Source organism: Pedobacter frigoris (assembly GCF_005116445.1).
Taxonomy (GTDB): domain Bacteria; phylum Bacteroidota; class Bacteroidia; order Sphingobacteriales; family Sphingobacteriaceae; genus Pedobacter; species Pedobacter frigoris.
This window is the reverse complement of record NZ_SWBQ01000001.1, coordinates 773,749-791,487: the sequence shown is the minus strand read 5'-3', so window position 1 is coordinate 791,487 and position 17,739 is coordinate 773,749. Positions and strand designations below refer to the sequence as shown.

Below are 17,739 nucleotides of genomic sequence, written 5' to 3'. Positions count from 1 at the left end.
TCTCTTTTATCCTGCGCTATAACGTTATAGTATATTTAAATAATTACTCTACCAAGTATATATACAATATTGCTATTTTTACTGCTCAATCACAACATGCCTTTATCACTATTCAGTAATTATTAATATATAAAAACAATAATATCACCAGTTTAATGAATGAAAATTTGTTATTTTGATGCATAATAAAAACAGACAGGCCCTTTCACCCCAACAGACATGCCAGTTAAACAAAAAAAAGAAGTCAGCAGCAACGTATTATCTATTGATATTGGCGGCACAAGCATCAAAGCCTGTATATTGAGCAAAGATGGAGACCTGCTCTCCGAGTTCAAGAAAATTCCAACTCCTAAAAATTCTACACCGGAAGCAGTGATTGCTGTGATTAAAGAACTGGTACCTTCTCTGGAAGCTGAATTCAGTAAGATATCCATCGGCTTTCCAGGATATGTAAAGTGCGGAAAAGTGGAAACAGCCCCCAATCTGGCTAAAAACAAATGGACTAACGTGGATCTTGCACAGCAAGTGAGTAATCTTTATGGTAAGCCGGTACGGCTGATTAATGATGCTGATCAGCAGTCCTTAGGTATCGTCAGCGGCAAGGGTTTCGAAATTGTATTTACGGTAGGTACAGGCTTTGGAACAGCTATGGTATTTGATGGAGAACTTCTCCCCCATTTTGAACTAGCTCATCTGCCGGTTACAAAAACGAAAGATTACGATGACTATATCGGTACAAAGGCTCTTGAAAGAATCGGAAAGAAGGAGTGGAATGAACGTCTGGAACGCATCATCGAAATCTACAAGACCGTATTTAATTACGATACCTTATATATAGGTGGCGGCAATTCAAAACACATCACACTTGAACTGGATCATAATATTCAGCTGGTTACCAACAAAGATGGCATTAAAGGCGGTGCTAAGCTTTGGCAGGTGGCTGAAAAATATCATGTATACACAGTACATCCCCAAAATAAATAGGCATGTCCTCATGCTCAACAACAATGAATGATGAATAATAAATATACTTTAGGAATGATTGGCCTGGGCACCATGGGCCGCAATTTATTGCTCAACATGGCCGACAATGGTTTTCAGGTAACAGGATACGATAAGGATCCAAAAATGTTAAAGAAACTTGAGGAAGATGGTAAAGCTCATAACTTGAAAGGCTTTGAATCATTAGAAGAGTTTATACAGAGCTTAGAATTGCCAAGAAGGATTATGCTTTTGGTACCTGCAGGCAAAATTGTAGACAGTGTAATAGCAGAACTTATTCCCCTCCTTGGAAAAGGCGACATGATCATCGATAGTGGAAACTCACACTTTACAGATACCAGCCGCAGAGCTATTGAACTTTCAGAAAAAGGAATACATTTCTTTGGAATGGGCATTTCCGGTGGTGAAGAAGGTGCGCGTTTCGGACCAAGTATGATGCCGGGCGGAGACAAAGCTGCCTACAATGCTGTAAAACCGATCCTGGAAGCAGTATCTGCAAAAGTAAATGGCGACCCTTGCGTAGCTTACATCGGTCCGGGAGCCTCTGGTCATTTTGTAAAAATGGTGCACAACGGCATCGAATATTCAATGATGCAGGTATTGGCCGAAACTTATGACATCCTGAAAAATGGATTGGGTTATAACAATGACCAAATCTATAGCCTGTTCGAAAAATGGAACAATGGCCGACTGAAGTCTTTCTTATTGGAAGTAACACGCGACATCTTTAAAGTCAAAGACGAAAAGACAGGTAATTTCCTGTTGGATATGATCAAAGATCAAGCTAAATCAAAGGGAACCGGCAAATGGACTTCACAAGTATCAATGGATCTGCAGCTCCCTATCCCTACCATCAATGAATCGGTAAGCGCAAGGGATCTTTCTAAATTCAAATCATTACGTGTAGCGCTTTCAAAAGCATTACCACATCAGTCTGTTGCCATTAAAGATACAGCGGAATTTGAAGCCCACTTAGAACAAGCACTTTATTTCGCCATGATCACTTCTTATGCTCAGGGACTTCACTTGCTTGAACAAGCCTCTGTTGAGTTTAAATATGAATTAAATCTGAAAGAAATTTCTCAGATCTGGCGTGGTGGTTGCATCATCCGTGCTGAATTACTGGAAGATATTTATCAGGCTTATAAGAAACAGCCGCAATTGCCGCACCTGTACACAGATGAGAGCATACAGCACCAATTAAAAGAAATCATTCCGGGAACCAGAAATATCGTCATTACAGCAATCGCTAATGGAATTGCCATTCCTTGCTATGCTTCTGCACTGGCCTATTATGATGCGCTCAGAACAGATAAATCGCCGCTCAATTTAACACAAGCACAAAGAGACTTTTTTGGCGCACATACTTTCGAACGTATAGATGAAGAAGGTATTTTCCACGCCGACTGGAATTAAATCAATTAGCAAACACAATAAAATAATGAAGACTAGCATCAGCCTCAATCCTACCATAATTGTCATTTTTGGCGGCACAGGCGATTTAAATATGCGCAAATTGGCGCCTGCATTGTACAATCTGTATGCCGAAGGATATATGCCTGAAAAGTTTGCCATCATCGGTACTGCCAGAAGACCGTTAACGGATGACAAGTTCCGCGAAACCCTGATGGAAGGCGTCAACAGCTTTTCACGTACCGGAAAAGTACAAAAACACAAATGGGATAATTTCTCTCCAAACATCCATTACAACTCCGTTGATGTAAAGGATTCTGCGTCTTTCGATACGCTTAAAGAAAATATAGACAAATTTAAGGATGAGTTTGGTCCGGAAACCCAGATCATTTATTACCTGGCCGTATCTCCTGACCTTTTCCCTCCTATAGCCAAACGTTTGGCAAAATTCAAGCTGGCTGAAAACGAAGACAACTGCCGTATCGTGGTAGAAAAGCCATTTGGTAAGGATCTGGAAACAGCACGTGAACTTAATGAATTGCTGAAGCAACGCTTCTCGGAAAAACAAATCTATCGCATAGACCATTACCTGGGCAAGGAAACTGTACAAAACATCATGGCCTTCCGTTTTGCCAACTCTTTCCTGGAGCCGCTGTGGAACAGGAATTACATTGATCATGTGCAGATCTCGGTTACCGAGCAACTGGGTGTGGGCGACAGAGGTGGTTATTATGACGGATCTGGTGCCCTGCGTGACATGATTCAGAATCATTTACTGCAATTGCTTTGTATCATTGGTATGGAAACCCCTATAAATTTCGATGCTGATGAGATCAGGGACAAAAAAGTAGATGTATTAAAAGCCATGCGTCCATTCTCTGCTGAAGATATCCGTTTCAACACCGTACGCGGACAATATGCCAAAGGCTGGATTAAAGGTGATGAAGTATCAGCTTACCGTTCGGAGAAGGATGTCGATAAAGAATCTAATACGGAGACTTTCGCTGCCATCAAGTTTTTTGTAGACAATTGGCGCTGGAAAGGCATTCCATTCTATGTACGCACAGGTAAACGCCTTTCACAGACCTCTTCACTGATCACCATACAGTTTAAAGATGTACCGCACCAGGTATTCCCGGCAGGCGTTACAGAACACTGGCAGCAAAACAGGCTCATCATCAGTATACAGCCTGAAATGAGTATCCGTCTGCAGGTTCAGGGCAAAAGACCAGGTCTGGATATGACGTTAAACCCGGTAGATATGGTGTTCGACTACAAGGGAACTTATACCACAGAATCTCCGGAAGCTTACGAAACTTTGCTACTCGATGTCATGACTGGCGATCAGACCCAGTTTATGCGTGCCGATCAGGTGGAGATCGCCTGGGAACTGCTCATGCCGGTTATCAATGCCTGGGAAACCAAAAAATCACTGAGCTTCCCTAATTATCCTGCAGATTCGTGGGGACCTGAAGATGCTGAAGCATTGATCGCAAGAGATGGCTTCCATTGGTTTACACTCCCATTAAATAAAGATTAAATGAACTTACTGATCTATAAAACTCAGGCAGAATTATTTGAAGACCTGATAGATTATATCGTCAATATCGCAAACCAGTCGATCAGCGAAAAAGGCTGTTTCAATTTCGTACTTACCGGAGGAAATTCTCCAAAAGCATTGTACGAACTGCTAGCCACCACCTATAAAGATAAAATTGACTGGAGCAAAGTCTTCTTCTTTTTTGGTGATGAACGCAATGTAGCACCGAATCATGAAAGTTATAACGGCCTGATGGCTAAAAATGCGATACTTGCTCCGCTTAATATTGCTGAAGATCATATCTTTTATGTTGACACCACACTGGAGCCTGAAAAAGCAGCCATAGAATACCATAAAGCCATCGTAAATCACTTTAAAGGCGGTGATCTTGCATTCGACCTGATTTTATTGGGCATGGGCGATGATGCTCATACAGCATCTTTATTTCCCGGTACAAAAATACTGAATAGTAAAGAGGTAGAAATAGACTCGGTCTATGTAGACAAGCTCTCTACTTACCGCATCAGTTTTACTGCACCTCTGATCAATAAGGCAAAAAATATTGCCTTCCTGGTATTTGGTGAAGGAAAAGCGAATGCAGTACAACACGTCATTGAAGATGAGCAAAAGAATACAAACCTTTACCCTACCCAGCTGATCAACCCAATTGACGGTCATGTTACCTGGTTTTTAGATGATGCTGCAGCTAGCCTTTTAGATAGCTAGATAAAGCGCTCGTCATCTCGAACATCGTGAGAGATCTCTTGAATTTTACTTACTCCAAGCAAGAGATCTCTCTTTTCCTTCTTTCATCTTTTCCACAACATAGTTACACAATAAAAAAATTCCTATTTGTAACTTGCAGTAAAGTTTATAAAAACTAAACTTTAGCCACAAACCAAAATGAAACTGTTTTTATGGAACAAGAATTAAATGCATTGCCCCGCAGAGCGTTTTTAGGGAACATCTCTAAAGCCGGAATCCTGGGCTCCCTTGCCGCATTTTTACCCGGCAGCAGTTCTGCCGAAGTACTGCAGCAACTCACCGCCAAACCAGCAGAAGGACATATTTTCCTGACCAAACCGTACCTTCAGGTGCCTGCACCGGATGGTATGACTGTGAGGTGGATTACCAATAAACTCTGCTACAGCTGGGTAGAGTACGGTGAAGGCAATAACCTAAACCAAAAAGCACATCAGGTTACGGCCGGACTTGTTGATGCCCACAACCGCATCAATAAAGTAGCCCTTAAGAATCTGAAACCCGGAACTCAATACAGCTACCGTGTAGTGGCCAAAGAAATCGTAGATTTCAAGCCCTATGCATTGAAATATGGTGAAACCATTACCAGCGACTCCTACTCCTTTACCACCCCGAAATTGAACCCGGAGACGGTAGAATGGCTGATCATGAATGACATTCATGACAGGCCTGAGTCTATCCCTCACTTGATGAAACTCAACGGAACAGACAATTACGATTATGTGTTCTACAACGGAGATTTATTTGATTATCAGACAGATGAGCAGCAGATCATAGACCACATGCTTACCCCTTCTGCATTTTCCAGCACCAAACCCTTTATGTTCGTGAGGGGCAACCATGAAACCAGGGGCAAATTTTGCCGTGAACTTGCCGACTACTTTTCCAATAAAGATGGCAAGGGATATTTTGCTTACCAATGGGGTCCGGTTTTCAACGTAGTACTGGATACAGGTGAAGACAAAGAAGACACTCACCCGGTCTACGCAGGAATTGTTGATTTTGATGATTACCGCATGGAACAGGCAAAATGGCTGGAAGAAGTGATGACCTCAAGTGCATTCAAACGTGCAAAATTCCGTGTGGTCATGATGCACATTCCACATTTCCATTCCGGCGATGCACACGGACCGCTACATGTACGTGAACTATTTGCGCCGATTTTTGCCAAGCATAAAGTTGATATTGTCATCTCAGGACATACCCACAAATTTGGCGTTTGGCCACCCTCTGCAGAGCACCCTTATCCGATCATTATCGGTGGTGGTCCAAGAGATGGAAACCGCACACTGATCAAAGTAAAAGCCGATCAAAAGACACTTAATCTTACCATGCTGAAAGACGATGGTACTGAAGTAGGTAAATACAGCCTGAAAGCTTAATCACAAAATTCCTGCTTTACCGGATTCAGTTGAACAGCCGGATCCGGTAAAGTAATATTATACTTTAATACGTTCTACCACTACAGCATCGTTTGCTGTGTTCATCCCTTTTATCTCCACATATTTTACATTAGGGAGCCAGAAAGAACCACCCTCTATCCTCACAAAAATCCTTTCTATCTGTAATTTCTTCTGGTTTACCGTTACATAGACATGGAACTTTTTATCCTCACCACGCTGCAGGTACATCGGCAGTTTTTTATGAGAAACAAACCTCAGCTCGTATTGGTCTTTCGCAATCTGCTTTGTCTGAATACCATAAGCAAACTTCCGTTGGATATAACTCAAATCCTGTTTTTCTCCCTTGTCGCCATACCTCATCCAATAAATCAGGATAGGCTCTTTTTTATCTACCACCCCATTTTTATCCGCATTTAGTTCGTATATAATTGTATTTACATTCGGATCTCTTTGTAAATAGAAAAGTTGATTGGCAATTCCCTTAGGTGTGGGGAATTTTAATGGCGAAGGATCACTCTTATCTGTTGTTTGAGCAAAAGTCCGTACCATAAACAACTGCATCACCACAAACAGTCCAATGGCCAAAACACGAAAATTTAATTGTATCATTACCTGTTAAGTATACCCAAAGATAAGAATACAAAAATACTTTTATCACAAATCCATCTGTAAGAGATGACATTTTACCTTAGGCTTACAGCTAAATGCTAACAAATATTTCTTAAACGATTTGGAAAAAACTATAGCATTCCCTAGTAATAATCAGGATGCCCAGCATTAAAATGAACCAGCCAAAACCGGCTTTTAATTTTTTCGAATTAACCCTATCCGCAATCCTGGCTCCTGCTATACTACCTAATAACGCCATGGCGGATATGACAAGCAGAAACTTCCAGTTAATATCTACGTGATTAAGGTCGTTAGCAAAACCCGATAAAGAGTTTAAGGCCACTACGGCAAGTGATGTACCTACAGCCTTTTTAATATCCATTCCAAGCATTAAAGTCATCACCGGGATCAATATAAAACCACCCCCCGCACCCAGAAAACCCGTAACCGTTCCGATCAGCAAAGCATATGGAATACTGAGCATAAAACTGCTTGAGCCTTCCATGGTCACGCAATCTGTTTTCCCGCTTTTATTGATCATCACAATAGCTGCAAGGATCATTAAACATGCAAAAAGAACTATACTTAGCAAATCATAACTTAAAGTAGCATGGCCCAGGTGTCCAAATGACTTGGGCATTATTGGAATGACGAATTGCCTGATGGCAACGACAGCAACCATGGAAGTTAGTCCAAAAGTTAATGCTGAGCCCACCAGCACATCACCCTTACGAAATTTGCCCGTCGCTGCAAAGAAACTGGTGATGCCTACTACAAACAAAGAATAAGAAGTAGCCAGTACCGGAGGCATCCGAAAAAGAAATACCAGCACAGGGACCATTAGTATACTTCCACCGGCGCCAATAAGGCCCAGAGAAATACCTATTAAGGCACAAGCGCAATATCCAATCAATTCCATGCCGCTGAAATATTAGGCGATAGAAATTTCCTTGTTTTGAAAGATGGATGCTGCTACTTCAACGGCTTCAACAATCTCTTCCCTTGTAGTATGCTTACTGAAAGAGAAACGCAAGGTGGCACAAGACTTTGCCTTGCCAATCGCTTTCATCACATGAGAACCGCCATCTCCGCTGCTGCAGGCACTGCCTCCAGACACACAAATGCCTTTCATATCGAACAAAGTTACCAGGTAGTCGCTCTGCGAATCAACCGGAAAACAAACACTCAATACAGTATACAGTGAATTGGCAGGATTGTTAAAAGAAACACCCGGAACAGCCAACTTAAGTTGCGTTCTCATAAAATGATTCAGCTCAGTGATGTATTTACTATCGCTGTCATACCCTGCCGTTGCGAGTTCAAGGGCTTTCGCAAATCCCACTATACCGTACACATTTTCTGTACCGGCACGCAATTTACGCTCCTGACCGCCTCCGAAAATCAAGGGATATGCCTTCACCTCATCACTCACATAAAGTAAGCCGGTGCCTTTTGGACCATGAAACTTATGTCCGGCTGCAGTAGCAAAATGTACTCCACAAGCCTTTAAATCTATTGGATAATGGCCTATCGTCTGAACACAGTCCGCATGAAATAGCGCATTGTTTTCTCTGCAAAGCTTACCTGCAAGTGCTATATCCAGTAAACTCCCCAATTCATTATTGGCATGCATCAATGACACCAGGCATTTTTTACCTTGTTTGGACTGGTTCACTAGTTGCGCTTCAAGATTTTCATAGTCAACTTCACCGGTTGCAGTCAGCTTCACATAAGAAAATGTTAGATTTTTACTGTGTGCATAATGCTCCACAGTATGCAAAACGGCGTGATGTTCTATAGGAGAAGTAATGATATGTTTACAACCTAACTCGTTAACGGCCATAGCTATTGCCATGTTGTTACCTTCTGTTCCGCCGCTGGTAAAAATCAAAGTCGATGGTTTTACCGACAAGATTTGAGCAACAGTTTTTCGGGCTGCTTCGATGGCTGACTTGGTAACACGGCCCAGTGAATATGATGAGGATGGATTACCAAAATGCTGTGTCATATAAGGCAGCATAGACTCCAACACTTCAGGATCAAGGGCAGTGGTTGCAGCATTATCTAAGTAAACGGGTTGTTTCATAACAATTGAAAAATATAATATTTAACAAAAGTCGATATAATTGATAATTCCGTCAACGTACAGCGTATATTCCGTAAATTATACGGATTTTCACACAAATATTTAATGTAATTTCAGAACAAGCTCCTTTTAGAGCTATCAAACTGAAAAACATAATATTATCTGCAACCATTCGATTCAAAAATTTCATTCCCGTCCCTTCAAAAGCAAGACGTTTACGCCCGGGTTACTGATCTGTATTACATACCTGAACCTTTAAATCCTCAACTTCATCTGTAAACAAACTGTCCAGTATGGTCTGAGAAGCGGCCTCACTAAAATCAATACCTGAATAATCCGGATTATACCCCCCGATATAGGGCACCGCCATCATATAAATTCTTTCGTTGGCTTTACCAGTCCGGTCAGTTACCTGAAAACAGTCATTTATACTAATTCCCGGCACTGTCATAAAATATTGTCCATTGTGGTCTATGCTGACCAGCTCATTCTTTTTATCCACTTGTGCTTTCCCCTCCTGCTGTGAGCGAAACCTCAACCTTGCAGGGCTCACCACACCTTTATCAATCAGGTCCCGGAATGGAAAGTCTTCAAAAGCCAGGGCGGGCTGACCAACACAATCAATAAAGGTCTCGTAATGATGCGTCACCTCGTCATGATGCTCATCAGTATAGTGGTATTCTACCCCACCGCTATCCAGCGACTCCACTTCACTATCATCTCCTACTGATACCAGCGAAAGCAATCCGGCGTCGTGCAGCGCCATTAAATCCCGACATGAACTCTGCGGAACAAAGGCAATAACGATAGAAATAAGGGGCATAAGCACCTTCTGTAGCCTGAGCATGTCTTCCGCTGAAAGATACTTAGCCGGATAATTCATGGCGAAACTAAGCACTGCGAGCATTTCTTTCCAGTGTATAGATTCCCGGTTTTCGATCGACTTTTCTGCTTCTGCATATTCTTTTTTCAACAATTCAAAGGGATCCATCCTTTCTCGTTTTTGCATCATCGCATCCACAAACGTTTCGATGTTCATTCCTTTGATCTGCTCATAAAATTCGGGTTTCCGCTCTATGAATGTTTCCTTAAAGTTCTTTTCAAATAGAAAATCCAGGGAAATAAATCCGTCGTTGCCGGCAATGTGCATTTCCAGTTCCGCTTTACTCAATAGTCCATCCTTACCCAGATGAGAATCTTCCAGGTGAAACCTTACAGCCGGGAGCATGCCATTACGCGAATGCATCACAATCCGAAAATCAGCGGAGGCCTCATCAAGACAGAACGTTAGTTTGCCTTCAGCATCTTCAGCAAATGTCCCGTTCTCACGGGCAATCGTCCTGATCGCATCTATAGCAGTAAGCGACGAACCCTTGATGGCAACAGCATGGTTCAGCCTTTTTTTAAGCTTTAACGGAGGATACGGCGAATCATAATAACCAGGTATCTTTCCTTCCAGCTTTTTAGGCCAGTTGTGGCCAATGCAAACTACTACATGATCAAAATCATTCCGCTGATCACCGTCAACTTCCACCTGCACGCATTGGTTTTCAGGACGGTCAAGTATACCAGTAACATTGGTTTCTAAATGAACCGTCGTGCAGATGCCTGTACCTCCAGCTTTATCACACAATAAATCGAACTGGGCAGATAAATAAGCACCGAAAAACAGTCTTGGCAATACCTTATACTCATTAAAGTTTTCAGCATTAATATTAAACCGCTCCAGCAGCTCAACCGGTGCGGTCTCTACCCATTCAGCTATAGAGTTGAATATCCTGGGAATCTCATTATCCGAAACATTCGTGATGTGCTCATCATTGGCACCTTCGTGACTATAGGGCATGCCGGCGCCAAGATATGCCTTGCGTTCAAAAATATGAATATCAAGGTGCTTACGCCCAGATTCTACTAGTCGTTTGTACATAAAAAGTCCACTGGGACCGCCTCCCAATATGGCGATTTTTTTATTCATGGCTTGATGGCTTAACATTAAATCATAGCATTAAATAAAAAAAACGACAAATTGTTTTAAGGTAAACCTGATTATTAAATTTATATAAACAATCATCCGGAAAAAACCGTTAACATTATTTAAGATAACGTAGAATGACAAGTCAAAAACCAATGGACCAGGAAACTGAAATTTACACAAATCCCAAACTTTTTATGGTTTTACTCGGTTCGAAAGCGCCGCAGCGTAACGTCGAACAACACGACTACTTTTTTGGCATCGCGCCTTCCCTTTCCCGGCTGGTGCCACAACTCAAAGCCTTCTGGCCTGAAGCCGGATCCAGCCTTCACATCGATGGCTGGCGCGAAATCAATCTCGTTGACGGGTATCAAGTGAAGGTGATTGAAAAAAATAACACTATAGCGTCAGATGTACACAAACTCTTCTTTATTAACCTGGGTGGATACCAGACAGGCAAACTGGAAGAGCAGCATTACACAATGTTGTGTGTGAAACCCGATACAGCACAGGCAGTACAGGATTCAAAAAAGACCATATTTTTCAAATCCAACAGTACCAAAGGTGCAAATTCGCATATCGATGAAAAATACGGGATAGATGTGGATGATATTTATCGCCTTGATGACATCTTGAGCCCGGATTTAAAGAAAAAATATCAAATCCAGGTATCACCGGCAGACATAGAAATACCTGAAGACCAGATACATCTGGGGTATTTCAAATTAGATAAAATTGAAAGCCATCACTAATCTTGCCTATTGGTCTTTTGACTTCAGCTGATAAAGAATGATGTTCCTGGCGATCAGAAATAAGACGAAGAATCCCAAAATTACCAGCATGATTTCCGACGCTCCCACCTGATAACCGTATATGACCATTGCGATCTGACTCATCGACTATCCTGCCTTTATCGTTAAAAATGCCACCAGGTGTTGCTCCAGCAATTCGGTGTTGTAGGTTTCTTCAGCAGTATGGTCAGTAATTTCTATCTGATCATCACCGATCGTAAGCGTATACGCATTTCCCTCTATAACTTCCGGAAAGCTGATGTTTACCACATCAGAAACATGTGCAAATTCTACGTTAAGATTGCTTCCCAGCTGCTCATTAATATAAGTTGGAAAATCAGTTTTTAATAAATCGAATAAAGCTTCGGGGCTTAACGGCTGAATATTGTTGATAGAGATCATAACTTTTCTATAAACTATCCAATAATGGTGCCCCGAATATCTAAACAGTCAACGCTCTTACTATAAACACCTTACCTAATACGAGAACAAACCTAAGTGTACGATTCAGACTAATAAGTGAATCAGTATCGGCTGAGTGATGTGTTCCAGTATCTCAAATGTAACTTCAGCCATCCTGTTGCCTTTATGGTCGAGTAGCGGGTTTACCTCCACCACTTCAAAACAAATTACTTTATCCGAACCGATGAGCTGTTCTGTCATGGCAATGATCTCCTGCTGATCGAATCCCTTTGGCACAGGCGTTCCAGTCCCATCAGAAATTAGGTCGCAATCCATACTGTCTACATCGAAGGATACATACAGGAAGTCACAATCTGATAATTTAGCGAGGGCTTCCTGCACACAAACATCCATTTCCCTGCTACGGATCTCAGCCACCTGATAGTTTTTTATCCCAACGTTTTGGATGAGGATATCTTCGCTTTCTTCCGTATCACGTACACCGAAATAAACCAAATGTTCCGGCTTGATCTTAGGCCCACTGACGCCGATATTCTTCAAATGCTCCCAGTAAGCAGCCGTAAGTTCCGGTACGTCATTTATCTTGCAGGACAAATTATCTTCGCCAATAGTAGCAGCCAGCGGCATCCCGTGAAGGTTGCCCGAAGGAGTCGTATATGGCGAATGCAGGTCGGCATGTGCATCAATCCAGATCACACCCAGTGTCTTTTCAGGATAGGTTGCCTTGATTCCGGCAATACTGCCGATTGCCGAAGAATGGTCTCCCGAAAATATCAGAGGAAATTCACCAGCAGTTAATGTTTGCTGCACCACCGCCGCCAGACGGTCACATTGTTCTTTTACCTCTTCTATCCGTTTGGCAAATACATTTTGATCTGCGCGGTAGACAGATTCGTTCCTTGTCTGCACCTCTATAAAAGGAAAATTGTTGAAATACTGACTCCCCTTATTAATTGCCGCAATTTCTATAGCATCTACCCCCATGTCTGACCCCCGCGTTCCGGCACCAATATCAGACCTGTTTTTGATAATTTTTATGGATTTTCTCATAAACCCTAAGCAAAATTAGCAATAGCCTTTTCAATGATCTTCAGACTCTCGCTGATCTGCTCTTCGGTGATCACCAATGGCGGCGCCAGTCGGATTTTATTCCCGTGAGTAGGTTTAGCAAGCAGTCCATGACGTTTAAATTCCACACAAATGTTCCATGCCAGATCAGAATCTTCCCCGCTATCGATGACAATGGCGGTCAGCAATCCCTTCCCGCGCACTTCCCTGATCAGACCCAATCGATCTCCAATATCTCTAAGTCCCTCCCGGAGCTGCTCACCCAACTTCAATGCGTTTAAAGCCAGATTTTCATCCAGCACCACTTGCATTGCTTCTCTTGCTACAGCGCAGGCCAATGGATTCCCACCATAGGTAGAACCGTGTTCACCAGGCTTTATACATAACATCACCTGATCATCGGCCAGCACCGCCGAAACAGGGAGTACCCCACCGGAAATTGCCTTACCCAATATCAGTATATCGGGTCTGTTTATCCCCGTATTGATGTCGTAAGAAGCCAGCATACTGCCTGTTCTCGCAATACCAGTCTGTATTTCATCAGCGATATAAAGCACATTGTGGGCCTTACACAAATCATGAATGCGTGATAAGTAATCCTCATCGGGCACAACCACACCCGCTTCTCCCTGTATAGGTTCAACGATGAATCCTGCTATATGCTGATCCTGCTTCAGTAATGCTTCAAAAACATCCGCATCATTGTAAGGTACCTGAACGATGCCATCCAGAAAGGGTCCGAAGTCTTTTCTTGCACTTTGATCGTCTGATGCAGAAATCACTGAAATTGTACGTCCATGAAAATTTCCCTTGGCAAACACAATTTTGGCCTGCCCGTCCGGTATACCTTTGACCTGGTAGGCCCATTTTCTGCAGAGTTTCATGGCACTTTCCACAGCTTCCACTCCTGAGTTCATCACCAACGCCTTATTGTAACCAAATAGCTTACACATGAATTCTTCAAAATCACCCAGCTTATCATTGTAAAAAGCTCTGGAAGTTAAGGTCAGTTTTTCTGCCTGCGCTTTAAGTGCGCCTATAATTCTGGGGTGACAATGTCCCTGGTTTACTGCCGAGTAGGCAGACAAAAAATCGAAATACCGGTTTCCCTCCACGTCCCACAGAAAAACACCCTCACCCCGCTCCAATACCACAGGTAAAGGGTGATAGTTGTGGGCACCATAATTATTTTCCTTAGTTATTAACTCCTCACTTTTTGTTAGATTCGCTACTGATTCCATTTGCATACCATTTGGTTTTAGAGATTTCAAAAGTAAATAATAAACTTACAAACTACCAATAAAAGTCAATTTAAAACTTATATTGCAATTAAAAAGATACTTTGACTTACACTCAAACTAAATGGAAAGCCTAGACGACTTCGACATACAGATTTTAAAACAACTGGAAAAGGATGGCCGTATGGCCTATTCAGCAATTGCTGCAGAACTAGGTGTATCCAACACCATGATCCATCAGAGGATCAGCAGGCTGACTGAGCAGGGTATTTTGACCGGTATCAAGCCAGTGCTCGATGAAAAGAAGTTGGGTTATGACTGGGCAGCTTTTACGGGACTGATACTGGAAAAAGACCACGATTCCAACCGGATCATAGAGGAACTGAAAAAGATTCCGGAAGTAACGGAGTGCTATTACATCACTGGCACCTATACGTTATACCTCAAGATCATTGCAAAAGACCATACACACATGCGCCAGGTACTTTACGAAAAAATAGACAACATCGCGGGCATCGCTAAAACTGATTCCATTATGGAACTGGGCTGCGCCTTTAAACGCAATATTATCCTGTAAATTATCTGCTAAACAAAGAGATACCTCTACTTTTTAGCTCCAAATTTCCGCGGAAAGTAGGCTACGGAGATCATAAAATACTGGGTCAGCGTACTTACATTTGTTGTAGATAGCGTACTGCCATCATTGAAGACAGAGATGCTTTTATTTTGACGTAGCAAATCAAGCGCAGAGAGCCGCAATTCAATGTTTTTCTCCTCGGTAAACCTTTGTATCAACGTAGCATTCCAAATAGAAAAATTAATGGCTTTGCTGTTAGTCGGCTTAAAATTTTCATAAGTGATATTTGTATTGACCGTTAGCCCATTAAAAACCGGCACACTCAGACTTGACGAGGTCGACAATCTCAGATTGCCAAAAGAGTTCAAATTGGCACTACCCACATTTTTAGAAGAAGAATTGCTTATTCCCTGACTGAAGTCCAGAAACAATTTGTCTTTAAAGGTATATCCGGCATTCAAATCTACCTTACCGGAATGGCTCTGAACCATATTCTTAAAGCCATCGATGTAGTTTGGTCTTTGAGAATAACTATAACTGGCCGTCAACCTAAATTGCAATTGATGATCAGCTAGCTTAAACGACTTCGTCGACCTCCCACTAACACCCAGACTTTGATATCCATTGGCATTCACAAAATAATTAGTCCTCCGTCCCTGCTGATCATAGAAAATACTATCTGTTATCATATTATTTATTGCCGTATAGCTCAGGTTGAACCCATAATTCAGCCCTTTGCTCGCCTTATTTGGATTGTGTCCGAAACTCATAACAACTTCGTGATGATAGCTCTCTTTCAAATTCAAATTGCCCAAAGGGAAGCTAAAAACGTTTGTACTATCTACCAAAGGTGCCATCTGGCTAATCTCAGGTATTTCAATTCGTGTCTTATATTCCAGGGTGTATTGATTACTATGACTTCCGTTCTGTTGGTTACTGTAGCTAATATTTGCCGATGGGATAAACGCATTATATTTCCTGCCTATGTTCTGAACTTTTTGATCCGCACGGTTATCCTGCTTTAAGAACTGCCCGTGTAAGGCCACATTTACACTCATCGTTTTCTGATACCTGCCTTCCAATGCACTCAGTTCATAATACCTACTCAAGTTGAGACCATAAGTATCATTCAAAAGGTTATAATTGGTACGGTTAGTCAGGTAATTATTCGTTTGATAACGGTTTGTCGGCACATCAAAATCACTAACCCGATCGTCAGCTTTGTATTGATTCAAATCCAGGCGGTTTCTAAGCGTCATATTTATCCCTGACCTGTCATATCTTCCAAAAACCAGTTGTTGCAATGGCATTGACTGCAGCTCAAACATTTCCTTCGAATTTCTGACTGATGTTTGATATTTGCGGTTATAGCTCCTGTTTTGCGCAGGATCTGTTAATGAATTGAAATCCGTCATGTTAGTCCTGTCATTTTTACTTTCATCGGTAGAAATATCAAAACTTAAATTAAAAGTTGGCTTTAGCAGGCTGGTGCTGGATCCCATCGGGCTCTTGAGGTTATAACCTCCGGTCACACCATAAAACTGATAAGTATTGGCACCCAGGTTTCTAGCCGAAGCATTGCTTTGAGGCAATCCATCCTGAGTAGTAACGCTGCTGATAGAGCTGGAGTTGCTCTCCGAGCTATTGCGATTTATCCTGGGCCTAACAGAAAGACTATTTTTGCTATTGTTTAAAGTGTAATTAAAACTGAGGTTTTGCCTGTTAGACACCGTATTGTTCGAACTGTTATCCAGCTTTCTGGTGTCCGCACTCTGCGGCACTACCCGATCCGTGGTACTGGCTCTTTGTACCTCATTAAAAATCTTTGAAATAAAGTAATCTCCCGTCAGCAAATCGGCATCTTCAATGACCTTTCTGACTTTCAGAAAATCGTATTGAAATTGCGCCCCGCTGGCGTACTGTCTATTGATGCCTTGCTGCCTGAAATCAGGATTATAAGCTACACTGGTTCCCTCCCCTTTGAACGATGCGTTTTGCTGCAATTGTGAAACACTATTGGCCGTCTTATTGGTATTGTTGGCTGCCCCGATCAATGCAATTTGCATTTTATCATTAAAATAATTCAGCGAAGCATCAGCACCATATCGTTTATCAGTCCCATAACCAAGGCCAACTTTACCAAAAAGCCCCTTGTTCATGCCCTTTTTCAGCTTCACATTCATCTGCAGCGTAGAATCCAAAGGGTTATTTTCTGATGCTTTATTGAAAACCTGGATTTTTTCGACGATATTTTTCGGCAAATTTTGGGTAGCTACTTTTAGATCGCCACCAAAAAAAGGCTTACCATTAACCGTTAAGTTGTTGATGGCTTTACCGTTATAAGTGATGCTACCATCACCCCAAACAGTTAAGCCGCTCAGCTTTCTAATCAAATCTTCCACTGTTGCACTTTTCTCCAGGGTGTAAGCATCAGCAAAGAACTCCAGGGTATCTTTGTTCATTCTCACCGGTGGTGGTTTGATCTGCACCTCTTTCAACACAATATCCTTATTGGAAAGGTTCACATTCTTAAAATCTAAAACCTTATTTGCAGCTTTAAGTGTAAAATTTCTACGTTCACCTTTATAGCCGAGGTAAGTGAAATCAGCGAATAAGGGCTTTCCTATGGGGATATTTTTTGCTGAAAACTCGCCCAAACGATTGGCAAGCTGATAAACAACCAATGAGGAATCGGCTTTGTTATAAATAGCTATGGTTGCCGCATTCAAACTGAAATTGTGAAGCGAGTCTCGCACCACTCCTTTGATTTCACCAATAGCATTTGGGTCTTTTTGCTGCGCATAAAGATTTAAACAAGCAAGACAAACAACAAGAATTAAGAGCAATTTCCGCAC

At 42.0% G+C, this 17,739-nt stretch carries 16 protein-coding genes; 7 read left to right on the top strand and 9 right to left on the bottom strand.

The window, feature by feature from the left end; all coding sequences use genetic code 11:
- The first annotated feature begins 219 nt into the window (after nt 1-219).
- The 5 genes from FA047_RS03520 to FA047_RS03500 all read left to right on the top strand — a co-directional run bounded on the left by FA047_RS03520 (nt 220) and on the right by FA047_RS03500 (nt 6,099).
- Nucleotides 220-984, top strand: a complete 765-nt coding sequence (locus FA047_RS03520; RefSeq protein ID WP_136834589.1) for an ROK family protein — start codon at nt 220-222, stop codon at nt 982-984.
- Between the two features lie 27 nt (nt 985-1,011).
- Nucleotides 1,012-2,418: an NADP-dependent phosphogluconate dehydrogenase gene (gene gndA, locus FA047_RS03515; RefSeq protein WP_136834588.1), complete on the top strand. Its 1,407-nt coding sequence runs from the start codon at nt 1,012-1,014 to the stop codon at nt 2,416-2,418.
- Between the two features lie 25 nt (nt 2,419-2,443).
- Nucleotides 2,444-3,955, top strand: coding sequence for a glucose-6-phosphate dehydrogenase (gene zwf, locus FA047_RS03510; protein ID WP_136834587.1), 1,512 nt, complete (start codon nt 2,444-2,446; stop codon nt 3,953-3,955).
- A complete protein-coding gene (gene pgl / locus FA047_RS03505) occupies nt 3,956-4,681 on the top strand; it encodes a 6-phosphogluconolactonase (RefSeq protein ID WP_136834586.1) in 726 nt (241 codons plus the stop codon).
- A gap of 191 nt (nt 4,682-4,872) precedes the next feature.
- Nucleotides 4,873-6,099, top strand: coding sequence for an FN3 domain-containing metallophosphoesterase family protein (locus FA047_RS03500; RefSeq protein ID WP_136834585.1), 1,227 nt, complete (start codon nt 4,873-4,875; stop codon nt 6,097-6,099).
- Nucleotides 6,100-6,156: 57 nt separating this feature from the next.
- On the opposite strand, the gene FA047_RS03495 is transcribed toward FA047_RS03500, so the two are convergent.
- The 4 genes from FA047_RS03495 to FA047_RS03480 form a co-directional block, all read right to left on the bottom strand.
- Entirely contained in the window at nt 6,157-6,729 is a 573-nt protein-coding gene (locus FA047_RS03495) for a DUF4833 domain-containing protein (RefSeq protein WP_136834584.1), read from the bottom strand.
- Between the two features lie 112 nt (nt 6,730-6,841).
- Nucleotides 6,842-7,648: a sulfite exporter TauE/SafE family protein gene (locus tag FA047_RS03490; RefSeq protein WP_136834583.1), complete on the bottom strand. Its 807-nt coding sequence runs from the start codon at nt 7,646-7,648 to the stop codon at nt 6,842-6,844.
- A gap of 12 nt (nt 7,649-7,660) precedes the next feature.
- Nucleotides 7,661-8,815 carry a cysteine desulfurase family protein gene (locus tag FA047_RS03485; RefSeq protein WP_136834582.1) on the bottom strand — a complete coding sequence of 385 codons (1,155 nt, stop codon included), beginning with the start codon at nt 8,813-8,815 and terminating at the stop codon, nt 7,661-7,663.
- A gap of 226 nt (nt 8,816-9,041) precedes the next feature.
- Nucleotides 9,042-10,790, bottom strand: coding sequence for an FAD/NAD(P)-binding protein (locus FA047_RS03480; protein WP_136834581.1), 1,749 nt, complete (start codon nt 10,788-10,790; stop codon nt 9,042-9,044).
- 134 nt (nt 10,791-10,924) lie between these two features.
- Here FA047_RS03480 and FA047_RS03475 point away from each other — a divergent pair, with 134 nt between their 5' ends.
- Nucleotides 10,925-11,539 carry a DUF1543 domain-containing protein gene (locus tag FA047_RS03475; RefSeq protein WP_225872618.1) on the top strand — a complete coding sequence of 205 codons (615 nt, stop codon included), beginning with the start codon at nt 10,925-10,927 and terminating at the stop codon, nt 11,537-11,539.
- Nucleotides 11,540-11,545: 6 nt separating this feature from the next.
- Here the strand turns inward: FA047_RS03475 and FA047_RS20390 are convergent, their stop codons facing one another.
- The 4 genes from FA047_RS20390 to rocD form a co-directional block, all read right to left on the bottom strand.
- The gene (locus tag FA047_RS20390) at nt 11,546-11,683 is read right to left on the bottom strand and encodes a hypothetical protein (protein WP_169304305.1); all 138 of its coding nucleotides are present in this window, start codon (nt 11,681-11,683) and stop codon (nt 11,546-11,548) included.
- Nucleotides 11,684-11,686: 3 nt separating this feature from the next.
- Complete coding sequence (locus FA047_RS03470) at nt 11,687-11,980, bottom strand: hypothetical protein (RefSeq protein ID WP_136834580.1); 294 nt, start codon at nt 11,978-11,980, stop codon at nt 11,687-11,689.
- A 105-nt stretch (nt 11,981-12,085) separates the two neighbouring features.
- Nucleotides 12,086-13,051: an arginase gene (gene rocF, locus FA047_RS03465; RefSeq protein WP_136834579.1), complete on the bottom strand. Its 966-nt coding sequence runs from the start codon at nt 13,049-13,051 to the stop codon at nt 12,086-12,088.
- Between the two features lie 5 nt (nt 13,052-13,056).
- Nucleotides 13,057-14,310 (bottom strand): ornithine--oxo-acid transaminase, encoded by a 1,254-nt coding sequence (gene rocD, locus FA047_RS03460; protein ID WP_205943228.1) that lies wholly within the window; start codon nt 14,308-14,310, stop codon nt 13,057-13,059.
- A 121-nt stretch (nt 14,311-14,431) separates the two neighbouring features.
- Here rocD and FA047_RS03455 point away from each other — a divergent pair, with 121 nt between their 5' ends.
- On the top strand, nt 14,432-14,884 hold the full coding sequence (locus FA047_RS03455; protein WP_136834577.1) for an Lrp/AsnC family transcriptional regulator: 453 nt from the start codon (nt 14,432-14,434) through the stop codon (nt 14,882-14,884).
- A gap of 26 nt (nt 14,885-14,910) precedes the next feature.
- On the opposite strand, the gene FA047_RS03450 is transcribed toward FA047_RS03455, so the two are convergent.
- Nucleotides 14,911-17,739 carry an outer membrane beta-barrel protein gene (locus tag FA047_RS03450; protein ID WP_136834576.1) on the bottom strand — a complete coding sequence of 943 codons (2,829 nt, stop codon included), beginning with the start codon at nt 17,737-17,739 and terminating at the stop codon, nt 14,911-14,913.

What these genes read in the sequence shown, in the direction of transcription:
- FA047_RS03520 (WP_136834589.1), top strand. Translation starts at nt 220, where the DNA reads ATGCCAGTTAAACAAAAAAAAGAAGTCAGCAGCAACGTATTATCTATT.
- gndA (WP_136834588.1), top strand. Translation starts at nt 1,012, where the DNA reads ATGATGAATAATAAATATACTTTAGGAATGATTGGCCTGGGCACCATG.
- zwf (WP_136834587.1), top strand. Translation starts at nt 2,444, where the DNA reads ATGAAGACTAGCATCAGCCTCAATCCTACCATAATTGTCATTTTTGGC.
- pgl (WP_136834586.1), top strand. Translation starts at nt 3,956, where the DNA reads ATGAACTTACTGATCTATAAAACTCAGGCAGAATTATTTGAAGACCTG.
- FA047_RS03500 (WP_136834585.1), top strand. Translation starts at nt 4,873, where the DNA reads ATGGAACAAGAATTAAATGCATTGCCCCGCAGAGCGTTTTTAGGGAAC.
- FA047_RS03495 (WP_136834584.1), bottom strand. Translation starts at nt 6,729, where the DNA reads ATGATACAATTAAATTTTCGTGTTTTGGCCATTGGACTGTTTGTGGTG.
- FA047_RS03490 (WP_136834583.1), bottom strand. Translation starts at nt 7,648, where the DNA reads ATGGAATTGATTGGATATTGCGCTTGTGCCTTAATAGGTATTTCTCTG.
- FA047_RS03485 (WP_136834582.1), bottom strand. Translation starts at nt 8,815, where the DNA reads ATGAAACAACCCGTTTACTTAGATAATGCTGCAACCACTGCCCTTGAT.
- FA047_RS03480 (WP_136834581.1), bottom strand. Translation starts at nt 10,790, where the DNA reads ATGAATAAAAAAATCGCCATATTGGGAGGCGGTCCCAGTGGACTTTTT.
- FA047_RS03475 (WP_225872618.1), top strand. Translation starts at nt 10,925, where the DNA reads ATGACAAGTCAAAAACCAATGGACCAGGAAACTGAAATTTACACAAAT.
- FA047_RS20390 (WP_169304305.1), bottom strand. Translation starts at nt 11,683, where the DNA reads ATGAGTCAGATCGCAATGGTCATATACGGTTATCAGGTGGGAGCGTCG.
- FA047_RS03470 (WP_136834580.1), bottom strand. Translation starts at nt 11,980, where the DNA reads ATGATCTCTATCAACAATATTCAGCCGTTAAGCCCCGAAGCTTTATTC.
- rocF (WP_136834579.1), bottom strand. Translation starts at nt 13,051, where the DNA reads ATGAGAAAATCCATAAAAATTATCAAAAACAGGTCTGATATTGGTGCC.
- rocD (WP_205943228.1), bottom strand. Translation starts at nt 14,310, where the DNA reads ATGGAATCAGTAGCGAATCTAACAAAAAGTGAGGAGTTAATAACTAAG.
- FA047_RS03455 (WP_136834577.1), top strand. Translation starts at nt 14,432, where the DNA reads ATGGAAAGCCTAGACGACTTCGACATACAGATTTTAAAACAACTGGAA.